The 12962-nt window shown below is 57.2% G+C and carries 12 protein-coding genes; 10 read left to right on the top strand and 2 right to left on the bottom strand.

Annotated elements, in window-relative coordinates:
- Window positions 1-81 precede the first annotated feature (81 nt).
- The gene (locus BK670_RS09725) at window positions 82-873 is read left to right on the top strand and encodes a hypothetical protein (protein ID WP_123449596.1); all 792 of its coding nucleotides are present in this window, start codon (window positions 82-84) and stop codon (window positions 871-873) included.
- A gap of 93 nt (window positions 874-966) precedes the next feature.
- On the opposite strand, the gene prmB is transcribed toward BK670_RS09725, so the two are convergent.
- Entirely contained in the window at window positions 967-1875 is a 909-nt protein-coding gene (gene prmB, locus BK670_RS09720) for a 50S ribosomal protein L3 N(5)-glutamine methyltransferase (RefSeq protein WP_099758433.1), read from the bottom strand.
- A 239-nt stretch (window positions 1876-2114) separates the two neighbouring features.
- Here prmB and BK670_RS09715 point away from each other — a divergent pair, with 239 nt between their 5' ends.
- From BK670_RS09715 to BK670_RS09695, 5 genes are all read left to right on the top strand, one after another.
- Window positions 2115-2705, top strand: a complete 591-nt coding sequence (locus BK670_RS09715; RefSeq protein WP_007914026.1) for a cysteine hydrolase family protein — start codon at window positions 2115-2117, stop codon at window positions 2703-2705.
- A gap of 135 nt (window positions 2706-2840) precedes the next feature.
- Window positions 2841-3161, top strand: coding sequence for a hypothetical protein (locus BK670_RS09710; protein ID WP_007914024.1), 321 nt, complete (start codon window positions 2841-2843; stop codon window positions 3159-3161).
- A gap of 74 nt (window positions 3162-3235) precedes the next feature.
- On the top strand, window positions 3236-3793 hold the full coding sequence (locus BK670_RS09705; protein WP_038366959.1) for a Smr/MutS family protein: 558 nt from the start codon (window positions 3236-3238) through the stop codon (window positions 3791-3793).
- A 77-nt stretch (window positions 3794-3870) separates the two neighbouring features.
- The gene (gene folE / locus BK670_RS09700) at window positions 3871-4416 is read left to right on the top strand and encodes a GTP cyclohydrolase I FolE (protein WP_003442011.1); all 546 of its coding nucleotides are present in this window, start codon (window positions 3871-3873) and stop codon (window positions 4414-4416) included.
- A 104-nt stretch (window positions 4417-4520) separates the two neighbouring features.
- Window positions 4521-4892 (top strand): glutathione S-transferase N-terminal domain-containing protein, encoded by a 372-nt coding sequence (locus BK670_RS09695; RefSeq protein WP_007914020.1) that lies wholly within the window; start codon window positions 4521-4523, stop codon window positions 4890-4892.
- A gap of 159 nt (window positions 4893-5051) precedes the next feature.
- On the opposite strand, the gene BK670_RS09690 is transcribed toward BK670_RS09695, so the two are convergent.
- On the bottom strand, window positions 5052-6218 hold the full coding sequence (locus BK670_RS09690; protein WP_123449595.1) for an aminotransferase-like domain-containing protein: 1167 nt from the start codon (window positions 6216-6218) through the stop codon (window positions 5052-5054).
- 82 nt (window positions 6219-6300) lie between these two features.
- On the opposite strand from BK670_RS09690, the gene BK670_RS09685 reads away from it, so the two are divergent.
- The 4 genes from BK670_RS09685 (at window position 6301) to BK670_RS09670 (ending at window position 12873) form a co-directional block, all read left to right on the top strand.
- Window positions 6301-6747, top strand: a complete 447-nt coding sequence (locus tag BK670_RS09685) for a MarR family winged helix-turn-helix transcriptional regulator (RefSeq protein ID WP_123449594.1) — start codon at window positions 6301-6303, stop codon at window positions 6745-6747.
- 298 nt (window positions 6748-7045) lie between these two features.
- Window positions 7046-8395, top strand: a complete 1350-nt coding sequence (locus BK670_RS09680; protein WP_007914003.1) for an NCS2 family permease — start codon at window positions 7046-7048, stop codon at window positions 8393-8395.
- A gap of 90 nt (window positions 8396-8485) precedes the next feature.
- Entirely contained in the window at window positions 8486-9115 is a 630-nt protein-coding gene (locus BK670_RS09675) for a LysE family translocator (protein WP_123449593.1), read from the top strand.
- A gap of 227 nt (window positions 9116-9342) precedes the next feature.
- Window positions 9343-12873, top strand: a complete 3531-nt coding sequence (locus BK670_RS09670; protein ID WP_123449592.1) for a calcium-binding protein — start codon at window positions 9343-9345, stop codon at window positions 12871-12873.
- Window positions 12874-12962: the final 89 nt, after the last annotated feature.

Genomic DNA, 12962 nt, shown 5'->3' with positions numbered 1-12962 from the left:
TCCTGACAGAAACGGCCGATAAGCCTTTGTCGCCAGCGCAACGGCTGGCGACAAGCAGGGCTTGGACAGGATCTCGCCGTTATGACTGATACCCAGACTTCACCCGACACCACCGCTGAAAAAGAAGCACCGCCAGCGGTCGAGCTGCCGTGGGCGGATGTCCACGTCGAGCACCACAAGATGCTCCGCCTGGCCCCGCTGCAGACCGACCGTCACACCGGTGGCCGGCCATTGCGTTTTGTCGAATTCGGTTACGCCGAACGCAACAGCAAAGAACACAGCCTGATGCGCATGGCGATCAAGCTGCCTGGCCAGCGTGTGCGCAAAGAACAGAATCACCTGGATGTCTGGGCCGATCACACCACCAAGCGTGTGCATTTTGGTCCGGACAGTGGTTTGCAAATCGAACCGTTGAACCGTGGGATTGGCCGCTTCATGGCCGCGCAAGGCGTCAACTGGGCGAAAAAACGCTGGCCCACCTACACCGTCGACGGCATGGACTTGAACAACAAGGACGCGCTGAACGAAGACACGCGCCTGCGTCGCGATCATTTCCTGCGCGTACATGGTTTTGACGTGGTGTACGCCGATGCCCAGCATTTGAAAGGCAGCATCAAGGACGTGCAGGTCGGTGACTTGCTGGGTGACTGGAACAGCGAAAAGCTGCAGATCGTCGAAATTCTTGAAGCGGCGGCGATGCTGCAGCAAGCCGAGCAGAACCTCGCCGAGCAGGAAGTGAAGCTGAAGAAGCAGGAAGAGAAAGTCAGCAAGTTCAAGCGTGAAGACGCTGGTTTGCGCTTCACCATTACCTGCCTGGTGGCGTTTGCGGTGTTTCAGGCGGGGCTGTTGATCTGGATTGCTACACACCGCTAGATCAAAAGATCGCAGCCTTCGGCAGCTCCTACATTGGGATTGGTGTACACCCTGTAGGAGCTGCCGAAGGCTGCGATCTTTTGCTTTTAGGCTTTAGACGCGGGAAGCGAACAGCGCCTGATGATCGCGGCACTGTTCCGCCGTCAGCATGAACACGCCATGCCCGCCGCGCTCGAATTCGAGCCAGGCGAAATCGACTTCCGGGTACAACGCGTCAACGTGTACCTGGCTGTTGCCCACCTCGACAATCAACAGCCCCTTCTCGGTCAGATGATCGGCCGCTTCGGCGAGCATGCGTCGCACCAGGTTCAAACCATCGTCGCCACACGCCAGGCCCAGCTCCGGTTCATGCTGATATTCGTCCGGCATGTCGGCGAAATCTTCCGCATCCACGTAAGGCGGGTTCGACACGATCAGGTCGAAACGCTGGCCCGGCAAGCCATCAAAACCATCGCCCTGCACGGTGTACACACGTTCGTCGACGCCATGGCGCTCGATGTTCTGGTTGGCCACCTCCAGCGCTTCGAACGACAGATCGGCCAGCACCACTTCGGCGTTCTGGAACTCGTAGGCACAGGCGATACCGATGCAACCGGAACCGGTGCACAGGTCGAGAATCCGCGCAGGCTCGTTGCCGATCCACGGTGCGAAGCGGTTTTCAATCAGCTCGCCAATCGGTGAACGCGGGATCAACACGCGCTCGTCAACGATGAACGACATGCCGCAGAACCACGCCTCACCCAACAGGTAAGCGGTAGGAATGCGTTCTTCGATGCGACGCTTGAGCAAACGCTGCAAATTGACCAGCTCGTCGTCCTCCAGCGCGCAATCGAGGTAGCTGTCGGCGATTTCCCACGGCAGGTGCAACGCGCCGAGCACAAGCTGCCGCGCTTCGTCCCACGCATTGTCGGTGCCATGGCCGAAAAACAGATCCTCCCCATGGAAGCGGCTGACGGCCCAACGGATGTGGTCGCGCAGGGTACGAAGTCGGGAAGTGATCACGGGGCAGAACTCCAGAAAAAACGACTGGCGATTCTAGCAGCCAAAACGCGTGACGACGACGCAGGAAAAACATCGCGGCGACGGTAGGAGTCTTCTGTTTTTTGCATCGGCTATTGAACAGAACGTGTAACTTGACAAGGCTGCAGGCCAATAACGACGGCGCCTACGATGGTAGCGATTCACAGAACCGCTCAGCCAGAGGACAATGTCGCAAAAGCCCCACCCCAAGGAGCCCCAGAATGTCCGTTCCAAAAACGATGTTTCAACTCAGCGGTCGCGGTTACGCAGCGGCCACACTGAGCCATGCCACCGTGGTCATCATTGATGCCCAGAAAGAATATCTCAGTGGCCCGCTGGCCCTGAGCGGCATGGATGCGGCCGTCGCGAACATCAAACAAGTGGTTGCCGCAGCCCGTGCAGCCGGTCGGCCGATCGTGCACGTGCGTCATCTCGGCACCGTCGGTGGCCTGTTCGACCCGCAGGGCGAACGCGGCGAATTCATCCCCGGCCTCGAGCCGCAAGGCGATGAAACCATTATCGGCAAACTGCTGCCGAGCGCCTTCCATGGCACCGAGTTGCTCGATCGTCTGCAAAACCTTGGCTCGCTGGACTTGATCGTCTGCGGTTTCATGAGCCACTCCAGCGTCAGCACCACCGTGCGGGCAGCGAAAAACCTGGGCTTCCGTTGCACCTTGGTGGAAGACGCCTGCGCCACCCGTGACTTGCCGTTCAAGGGCCGCGTGCTCAGTGCCGCCGTAGTGCAGGAAGCCGAAATGGCGATCATGGCTGACAATTTCGCCACGCTGGCGTTGACGCAAGACCTGATCTGATCAGGTCGGCTCTGATGGGCGGCTCACGGCGCCGCTCATCTGCAAAATCCTCTCATTTGCCGCAAATGCCATAGCCTCAGGAACAACCCGGTCAACTCCCGGTCGAAGGGCCGATACCCATTGAGGAAGGTCGGAATGAAGTTATCCGATGGATTTGACGCACGCCGCTTGCGGCCCAAAGGCCAAAGCAACTGGCGTTTTCGCTTCGGCGCGGCGATCGCCGCCATTCTGGCGACGTTCGGCGTGCTGCTGGCGATGGCCGGGGCTGCCAGCCTGCTCGGGCGCCCGCCCGCGCTCGGTGATTTGAATGCCACGCCGATGGGTTCGGCGATCATTCTGGCGGTCGGCTTGCTGTTTCTGTATTTCGGTGTTGCCCTGTGGCGTCGCTGCCGCCGCCGCGCCCGACAATCGCGGGAGCTGAACATGTCCCCGCACCTGATGAAAAAACACGACTGAATCACCGGCCTGGCTTTTTGCCGGGCCGTTTTGTTTCGACTTGGGTAAACTGGCCGCCCTTCGCGGAGGCTGACATGCAAGACGACGATTTTTCCCTGTTCAAAAGTGCGATCCAAGGCGTCAAGCCAATCAAGCACGACCGCGCCGACACCGGCAAACCCAAGGCTGACCGCGCACAGATCGCCAAGCTGCGCCAGTCCGCCACCGTGCGCACCGACACCGCTACCGTGGATGGTCTGTCCGATCAGTTCGTGATCGACGTCGGCCCGGAAGACGAGTTGATGTGGTCCCGTGACGGCGTGCAGGAAAGTCAGATGCGCAAGCTCAAGGTCGGCCAGATCCCGTTCGAAGGCAGTCTCGACCTGCACGGCATGAGCGTCGAAAAGGCTCGCGAAACCCTTTGGGCCTTTCTTGCCGAAGCGACCAAATTCGAAATCCGCTGCGTGCGCGTCACCCACGGCAAGGCTGTGCGCCTGGACGGCAAGCGGCCAATGATCAAAAGCCACGTCAACACCTGGTTACGCCAGCACGCGCAAGTGCTGGGTTTCTGCTCGTGCCAGGCGAAACACGGCGGTGCCGGCGCGGTTTATGTGATGCTCAAACGCACCATGATGGAAGGCCGCGACGAATAATCGCGTTACACCGAACTTGCAGGGTTGTGTCCGCCACCGTACCCTTGCCCTTTGCGAAAATCCCCACAGGTAGTTTCATGTCCCTGGAACAGAATTACACCGCGATTCTCGGCCAATTGGGCGAGGACGTGTCCCGCGAGGGCCTGCTCGATACGCCAAAGCGTGCCGCCAAAGCCATGCAGTATCTCTGCCGCGGTTATGAACAGACGCTCGAAGAGGTCACCAACGGTGCCCTGTTCAGCTCCGACAACAGCGAAATGGTGCTGGTCAAGGACATCGAGTTGTACTCGTTGTGCGAACACCACCTGCTGCCGTTTATCGGCAAGGCGCATGTCGCGTACATCCCGAGTGGCAAAGTGCTGGGCCTGTCGAAGGTCGCGCGGATCGTCGACATGTACGCCCGCCGCCTGCAGATCCAGGAAAACCTCAGCCGCCAAATCGCCGATGCGGTGATGCAAGTCACCGGCGCGCTGGGCGTAGCCGTGGTCATCGAGGCCAAGCACATGTGCATGATGATGCGCGGTGTCGAGAAGCAGAATTCGTCAATGATCACCTCGGTGATGCTCGGTGAGTTCCGCGAAAACGCAGCGACCCGCAGCGAATTCCTCAGCCTCATCAAGTAATTTGCGCCACGAAGAAAACCGGCATTCATCGCCGGTTTTTTTTCGTCCGTGAAAAATCGGGTAAGCTGCGCGCCTTTCTCAATTTGCACCGTGAGGCTTTAAACGTGTTCGTCAAAGCGCTTCGTGTCGGCCTCGGCCAACTGGTTATCTTCATCGACTTCATCACTCGCCCGGGCAAGAAACAGCGCCCTGCCGAAACGCAGGCCCAGGTCAACGCCGCCGCGAAAGGCCTGACCCTGTATCAGTTTCATGCGTGCCCGTTCTGCGTAAAAACCCGCCGCACGCTGCGTCGCCTGAATGTGCCGGTGGCGTTGAAGGATGCGAAGAACAACGAACAGGATCGTCAGACGCTGCTGGATCAGGGCGGCCGGATCAAGGTGCCTTGCCTGCGCATTGAAGAGAATGGGCAGACGACGTGGATGTATGAGTCCAAGGTTATTATTGATTATCTGGATAAGCGGTTTGCGGCGGTCTGATGTATCTGCATTGGGCTTGATGGCCCTATCGCGAGCAGGCTCACTCCTACATATGGAATGCGTTCTCCTGTAGGAGTGAGCCTGCTCGCGATGAGGCCATTACAGACACCAAAAATCTCAGACGAAAATAAACCGGCCCTTGAGCCGGTTTATTTGTTTTCAGGCCGCTTTCTCTAGCTGCGCCTGGCGCACCACTGCCGCCAATCGCTTGAGCCCTTCATCCAGCCGCGCCGGATCGATGTGGCTGAAATTCAAGCGCAAATGCCCAAGGTTGTTATCCGGATCCGGAAAGAACGGCTCCCCCGGCATAAACGCCACGTCATTGGCCAACGCCTCATTGAGCAACGTTCGCGTGTCCAGCGGTTGCTTCAACGTCAGCCAGAAAAACAGCCCGCCCTGCGGCATGTTCCAGTCCGCCAAATCAGCAAAATGGCTTTCCAGCGCCGCCTGGAAGGCATCGCGCCGCTGACGATAGAAACCGCGCAACTCGCTCAGATGCTGCTGATACTTTTCGCTGCCGATCCATTGCAACGCCTGCCATTGGCCAATGCGGTTGGTATGCAGATCTGCCGATTGCTTGAGTTTGAGCAGATGCGGGAACAGGTCAGGACTGGCGATCAAGTAGCCGACGCGTAAACCGGGCAGCAAGGTTTTCGACACGGTGCCGGTGTAGATCCAGCTCGCCTTCTGCAGACGCCCGGCAATCGGTTTCGCGCTGCCGCCATCGAACGTCAGTTCGCGGTAGGGTTCGTCTTCGATCAGGGTGACGCCGAATTCGTCGAGCAATGCTGCTACGGCTGCACGCTTGGCTTCGCTGTAGCGTACGGCGGACGGATTCTGGAATGTCGGGATCAGGTAGATGAATGCTGGCCGGTGCTGTTCAAGACGACTGCGCAGTTGCGCCAGATTCGGGCCGTCGGCCTCTTGCGGCACGGTCAGGCATTCGGCGCCGAACAGCTGGAAAATCTGCAGTGCGGCCAGATAGGTCGGCGCCTCCAGCAAAATTTCCGTGCCCTTGTCGATGTACAGCTTGGCTGCCAGATCAAGGGTTTGCTGGGAACCGCTGACCACCAGCACCTGACTTGCGGTGCACTCTAGGCCAAGCGCCCTCGCCTCCGCGGCCAACGCTTCGCGCAACGCCGGTTCGCCTTCGCTCATGCCGTATTGGCCGAGCGACAGCGGCATGTCCGCCCACTCGACCTTCGGCAGCATGGCTTCAGCGGGCAGGCCGCCGGCGAACGACATCACCTCCGGACGTTGCGCAGCGGCAAGGATTTCACGAATCAGAGAACTTTTAAGGCGCGAGACACGTTCGGAAAAAGCCATGGCGGTCACCGGTAGCAAGGGGTGCGAAAAATGAGTCAAACTGGTTGACTGAAATTACGACAGCTTGAGTGAGTACGTCAACATGATTGACCTTAAAAACCCCGCCAGCCAACAACAGGCGATGGAAGCGTTTTTCTTCGGCTATCAGGCGTTCACCGCCAAGGCAGACGAAATGCTGGAACGCCGCGGCCTCTCGCGGGTGCATCAGCGCATTGTTTTTTTCATCGCTCGCTATCCGAATTTGAGCGTGAAGGAATTGCTGGGATTGCTCGGCGTGAGCAAACAGGCGTTGAACATGCCGTTGCGGCAGTTGCAGGAAATGCACCTGGTGGACAGCGTGGCGTCGGAGGCTGACAAGCGTAAGCGTCTGCTGGAGCTGACGGCGGAAGGCGCAAAGTTTGAACAGGCGCTGCGGCGTGAGCAGGTGAAATTGCTGGAGCGGGTGTTTGCCGAGGCTGGTGAGGCGGCGGTGAATGGCTGGTTGGCGGTGAATATGGCGCTGGGGAACAGTCAGACACATTTCGATTGACGGCTCGGCCCCCATCGCTGGCAAGCCAGCTCCCACAGTGATCTACGGCGCACACAAAACCTGTGGGAGCCAGCCTGCTGGCGATGAGGCCTTCAGAAGCGATATATCCCTATCGACGGAACTTTCGTAAACAAAATCAAAAACAATATTTGCTTTATTTGTACACAAAAGCATAATCCACAGCGTGCGAGTTCCTGACCGCATGGTCAACAAATTCGCGTATGCCTCAAAGGGCCGCTGCCACCCCTCATGGGTCCGGCCCTGGAAATAACAATAAAACTCTTGAGGAGTACTCGCTGTGGAAAGCCGCAAATCCGAAGCATCGACGCTGGACCTCTCGCCACCATTACGCAGTGGCTTGCTGGAACGTCTGTTTAAACTCAGCTTGCATGGCACCACGGTGAAGACCGAGCTGATTGCCGGTCTGACAACCTTCATCACCATGGCGTATATCATCTTCGTCAACCCGAACATCATGGCCGATGCCGGGATCGATCACGGTGCAGCCTTCGTCGCCACCTGTATCGCCGCTGCACTGGGCTGCCTGTTGATGGGCCTCTACGCCAACTGGCCGGTGGGTCTGGCACCGGGCATGGGCCTCAACGCCTTCTTCACCTACACCGTGGTCGGGACCATGGGCTACAACTGGGAAACTGCGCTGGGTGCGGTGTTCGTCTCCGGTGTGCTGTTCATGATCCTGACCTTCTCGCGGATTCGGGAGTGGCTGCTGAACAGTATTCCGGTCAGTCTGCGCTTTGCCATGGGCGCCGGGGTTGGTCTGTTCCTTGGCTTGATCGGCTTGAAAACCGCAGGCATCGTCGTCGATAGCCCTGCAACCCTGATCAAACTCGGCTCCCTGCGCGAACCCGGCCCACTGCTCGCGGCGATCTGCTTTCTGATGATCGCGATCCTCAGCTATCACCGAGTCTTCGGCGCAATCCTCATCAGCATCATCACCGTGACCCTGGCCGGTTGGGGCCTCGGTATCGTGCACTATGAAGGCATCATGTCGACCCCGCCGAGCCTGGCCCCGACCTTCATGGCGATGAACGTGGCCGGCGTGTTCAACGTCAGCATGATCAGCGTGGTCCTGGCCTTCCTCTTTGTACACATGTTCGACACCGCCGGCACCCTGATGGGCGTCGCCCAGCGCGCTAACCTGGTCAACGCCGACGGCCGTATCGAAAATCTCTCCCGCGCGATGAAAGCCGACAGTGCTTCCAGCGTCTTCGGCGCCGTGGTCGGTGTCCCTCCAGTAACAAGTTATGTAGAAAGTGCCGCTGGTGTGGCCGCTGGTGGTCGGACTGGTCTTACCGCAGTCACCGTAGGTGTGCTATTTATAGCGGCGATGTTTTTCGCACCGCTGGCCGGCATGATTCCCGCTTACGCCACCGCCGGTGCGTTGATCTACGTAGCGATGCTGATGATGGGTGGCATGGCGCACATTGAGTGGGATGAAGCCACCGACGCGATTCCGGCGATCGTCACCGCCATCATGATGCCGCTGACCTTTTCGGTTGCCGACGGTATCGCACTGGGCTTCATCACCTACGTGGCGTTGAAGGCCGGCACCGGCAAGTACAAGGAAATTTCCGTGAGCCTGTGGGTGCTCTGCGCGATCTTCATCGCCAAGTTCATCTTCTTGTAAGCGTCACGCGGTTCAAGCTTCAACACAGCCTCACCCGATCGGGTGGGGCTTTTGCACACTCTTGAGTACAACAAAAAAAGGAGGAAAGTGATGAGTCTGGAAACCTGGCTGCTGTTCAGTGGCGCTGCGCTGGTGGTGATCCTGATTCCGGGGCCACTGTCGTTGTTGATGATCAGCAACAGTCTGAATTTCGGTTTGCGCCGCTCCTACCCGGCATTTCTTGGCGGGGTAACAGCTTCGATCTGTTTGCTCAGCGCTTCGGCGCTAGGTCTGGGCGCTCTGCTGCTGGCATCGGAACAGTTGTTCAGCGCTTTGAAGATCGTCGGCGCTCTTTATCTGTTCTACCTCGCCTGGCAAAGCTGGCAGCAATCACGCCAGCCATCGACGGGTGCCGAAGTGCCGCAAGCGGCGGCCGTACCACGTTTTCGCGCACTGTTCGGGCGCGCTTTCGTGCTGGGTGCAAGCAATCCGAAAGACATCCTGTTTTTCGCCGCCTTCCTGCCTCAATTCCTTAGCGCCGAACAACCGTTCCTGCCGCAGTTACTGATCATGATCACCACCTGGACTGTGCTGGACCTGCTGTGCAAGCTGGCATACGGCCTTGGCGCCCATGGCGCAGCGCGCTACTTGCGTAGCGGCAAGGGGCAGAGTTGGTTCAACCGGATCAGCGCCGGCTTGTTTGGTGGAGCAGGCGCCGCGTCTTTGCTCAGCAGCCACTGATCGAAATAAATTCGTGTATTGAACAATCTTCAATGACAACCACCCTGAACATTTAAATATCCGGGGTGGTTGCTCCTCCTCAGTACTGCATAACGCCATTATTTCCCGACCTTATTGCCAGCCAATCGTAATACATCGCAATACCCCTCCGATGTACAGCAACAAGGATTTGCTCATAACATTACTTCTACTCCGCACACCCAATTGCCCTGGACAAGGATGTTCAAATGGCCACATTGATTCAAGACTCCGTCATACACCATGACGCTGTCGTCATTAACGATATCGATATTCATGCCAATGAAAAAACAAGTTCGACTCTGGATTTAAACAGTCAGTCCGACAGTTCATCGCTGGCGAAAAACACCAAGACAGCTCAACTGAAAATGGTCGACGACCTGTTCGGTCCGATCGAGATTGGTTCTCTGTCTGTGACCCGCGTTTCTCTCGACGCTCTGGGCGCCACGATCGACGGTCAGTCCTTGAACGGTCGAAACACTTTTTTCCGCACGCCGAAGCGCTCTTTCATCAACGCGTTACAGTTCAGCCCTGCCGATGTCGAACTGCAGATCAGGCAATCGGCCGGTACAGACAGCTATCTTTTGCCATCGCTGCTGTTCGAGATTGCCAGTCGACGTCCACTGACGGCACCTTCTGTAATGAGAGAAACACTCAGTGAGGAAATCGACGCAGACGGCTATCGCGGCAAATTGCAGAAACTTTTGAATGCGGCACAGAGACTCGATCTCAGACACGCGCAATTACCTACGAAAACACACCGCTGGGTCAATCTTGCCAAAAGCACAACGACGCTGGGTTCAAGCCTTGGTATTCAGGGGTTCGGAATTTACATGGGTCTGCGCGGAATTTATGACGGGATAAGAAATAATAATTCCGACGAAATCGTGATCAACACCACCGGGCTCGCCTCCGAGTTGGGCTCCATTGCCGTCGATATCGCGGTGACCAGATCCGCAACGCAAATGCTCAGGGCTGGACACAGTGCCTACACAGACTTTGTCAAAACCCGATTCGCGATCAGGCTGAGCCGGTCTGGAGGCCTGATCGGTGGCGCCCTCACACTGCCTTTCGATCTTTATACCGCGATCAGGTCATTCAATGCCGCCGACAACGCAAAAGGCAAAGAGGCCATGGACCATTACATCAGTGCCGGCTTGAGTATCGCCAGTGCCGGCATGACCGTGATCCTGGGCCTGGCAGCACTGGCCGGTTTTTCCTTCGCCGGACCGGTCGGCCTCTTCGCTGGCGCCCTACTTGCCGTCGGTTCGCAGATTTATGGTGCTGTACGCATCGTCGATGACATTGATGATTACATCGAACTGACCGACGAGGAGCGTTGGCGTACCGGCTGGTTTGCGTTCCTGGGGAAGAGTTCCGACAAAGACGTCCAGGACCGCTATTCCATTGCCAAGGCCACGGTTGAACACACCAAGCAATTAGAACGGACTGCGCGAAAATTGCTCGATGGAGTCAATGAGAAAAAGATCGAAGCCGTCGTCAATGGCGCATTTGAAGTTGAACTGGAGCCGAGCCGCAGGTTGATCAGAAACTGGTGGACCAAGCAGGACAACTGGGAAACGATCGACGTACCAAAAATCAAAGGGAAAGATGACACGATCGATGCCCGTGACGGCGTTACACGTGATACACCCGGAGCAGAACTGGGAACCGCCGCAGCGCACAAAGGCATCATCTGGTTCATTGGCGACGGTAAAGACGTGATCCGGGGGGTGAAAGAAAAACCCAACACCGTCCATTACGGCGCGGGGAAAAAAGATCTCACTGGGGGCGAAAAGGATGACCGGTTTGTATTCGAAGGTGCCGGCCGGCTGATCGCGACTGGCGCTGACGTATCTGACTACTCGACGATCAGGGGTGGTTCTGGCAAAGATACGCTGGTGCTGGAGGGAAACTACATTTCAGGATTGCCCGAAGGCTCCGGTTATGACGTCGACCTGCAATTCGGCACATTGCATGTCAGCGTTGCCGACAGTGAAGCAGAGGACGGGAAAAAATATACCTTCCACAGTCTGCTGGAAAGTATCGAAAACATTGAGACCGTGCCTGCCGCCACCTCTACCGTCAACGGAACGGACGGGCCCAATATCATCAGGTCCCGAGGCAAGGACACAATCACCGCAGGCGCGGGTGATGACCAGATTGTCCTGTCTCACCCAGGTGCGTCGGCACACGGAAACGCGGGAATGGATACTTACGTCATTTCCCACGTCCCCGGTCATATTGCCATCTCCGAGGACGGTGAACAGGCAAGCGTTATTGCACTGAACTGGCGAGCGGATCAAATCGAAAGCTGGAGCATGAAGAAAAACAGCCTGGTGATCACCTCACGATTCGACTTTTATGACATCCCCAGGAATGTTGTCTCTATCCATGACATTTACCAGCAAGTAAATAACAGGCTCACGCTGAAGAACAACCGGCTGACGTTTATTACCAAGGATGACTTTCATTTGGTGCCCGACTTGCCGGATACCATCGAACACAACAAGAACATTGATATAACTGCCATTGTTACCAAAGTGGGGCGGCGACAAGGCCCGATTATTCTTAACGCCGACACATATATCATCAAAGACGACAAGCCGCTGGACTTGTTCATCCCGAAAACCCATGACCGGACTTCGCTGTATCTAGCGAAAAAGCGCAACGCAGTAACTCGCGTGTTCGTTGACTATTCAAGCGATGAACTGACCAAGGTGGAGGCACACTTTGGCGCAAGAATATCGGATGCCGATGGGGATCTGGTGGTGGGGTGTGATATGACCTGTCACTTCGCGGATAAATCGCTGCTCATCAAAGGCTACTCGATCAAACGTGGCGGCATGGATCCTATGAACCTGCTGAAGATCCTGAGAGCCATGAACGCTTATCTCGATCATAAAGTGACACTGGTGTTCAAGGACGGCGTCGCAGCGAATCTACGCCTGACGCCAGAAACCGCAGCACCACCGGCTGATGCAGAATTTGCCGTGTATACCCTCACCCACTGGACGACACCCATTTCTCTCCCCCTGCCACTGCTGCCCGGCGACTACGCCTATGACCTGGCGCAGAATGAGCCGTATCAACTCAAAGCCAATGCCGGATGCGCCAAGCTCTACGCTTATCCGCTTCAGCCCGGGCTGGACACTCTGGAAGGCCAGGGCTCGACGTACCTGGTTCACCTTGCAGCCAACATGCATATCCGCCTGTGCACGCCGGGTGCTCTTGCCAACTCCAGCCTGCGCCTGCCATTTGCATCCACTTGGGATCTGGACGCCACGGAACTCGGCAAAGTCGATATCACACTCGAAAACAATCGGTTGCAAATCGGCACCTGCGTCATTCACCTGCCGACTTACGACAGCGAGGACCTCATCGACCAGGTACGTGTGATCACCGAAAAAGGCATCGTCCACACAGTCGACCTTTCCTTTGACTGGGTGTATCAGGATGGACTGGACGCCCGGTTCTTCGAAGAGCCTGATGCGACGGCGGCATTGCCGGACGAATTCGCATCAGTCGCCGACAAAGTGCTGAAAGTCAGGTACATCGCCATGGCCAACAATGAGCCCGGCACACTGAGTTACAGCTTGCCGATGCGGCGATGGATCCTGAATAACGACCTGCGTCGAGTCATCGATTATTCGCAACTGCAAGTCTTCAGATATTGCTCCCATCAACGACCAAGTCTGTTAACCCTCGCCCCCCCGCTGATCGAAGTTCCAGCGGCGTGACGCTCTGCGCCGGTTAACACCCGACAAATCTTGCACCACCCGCACGAACGAGCGCTGACGCCGCACAACCGCCCCTGCGCAACTCATCG

The sequence above is a fragment of the Pseudomonas fluorescens genome, from assembly GCF_003732425.1.
GTDB lineage: Bacteria > Pseudomonadota > Gammaproteobacteria > Pseudomonadales > Pseudomonadaceae > Aquipseudomonas > Aquipseudomonas fluorescens_BE.
Note: the sequence above shows the minus strand (reverse complement) of the source record. Positions and strands in the feature narration are given on the sequence as shown.

Bases quoted from the DNA above. Each gene is read 5' to 3' on its own strand.
- BK670_RS09725 (WP_123449596.1), top strand. From the start codon at position 82: ATGACTGATACCCAGACTTCACCCGACACCACCGCTGAAAAAGAAGCA.
- BK670_RS09715 (WP_007914026.1), top strand. From the start codon at position 2,115: ATGTCCGTTCCAAAAACGATGTTTCAACTCAGCGGTCGCGGTTACGCA.
- BK670_RS09710 (WP_007914024.1), top strand. From the start codon at position 2,841: ATGAAGTTATCCGATGGATTTGACGCACGCCGCTTGCGGCCCAAAGGC.
- BK670_RS09705 (WP_038366959.1), top strand. From the start codon at position 3,236: ATGCAAGACGACGATTTTTCCCTGTTCAAAAGTGCGATCCAAGGCGTC.
- folE (WP_003442011.1), top strand. From the start codon at position 3,871: ATGTCCCTGGAACAGAATTACACCGCGATTCTCGGCCAATTGGGCGAG.
- BK670_RS09690 (WP_123449595.1), bottom strand. From the start codon at position 6,218: ATGGCTTTTTCCGAACGTGTCTCGCGCCTTAAAAGTTCTCTGATTCGT.
- BK670_RS09685 (WP_123449594.1), top strand. From the start codon at position 6,301: ATGATTGACCTTAAAAACCCCGCCAGCCAACAACAGGCGATGGAAGCG.
- BK670_RS09675 (WP_123449593.1), top strand. From the start codon at position 8,486: ATGAGTCTGGAAACCTGGCTGCTGTTCAGTGGCGCTGCGCTGGTGGTG.
- BK670_RS09670 (WP_123449592.1), top strand. From the start codon at position 9,343: ATGGCCACATTGATTCAAGACTCCGTCATACACCATGACGCTGTCGTC.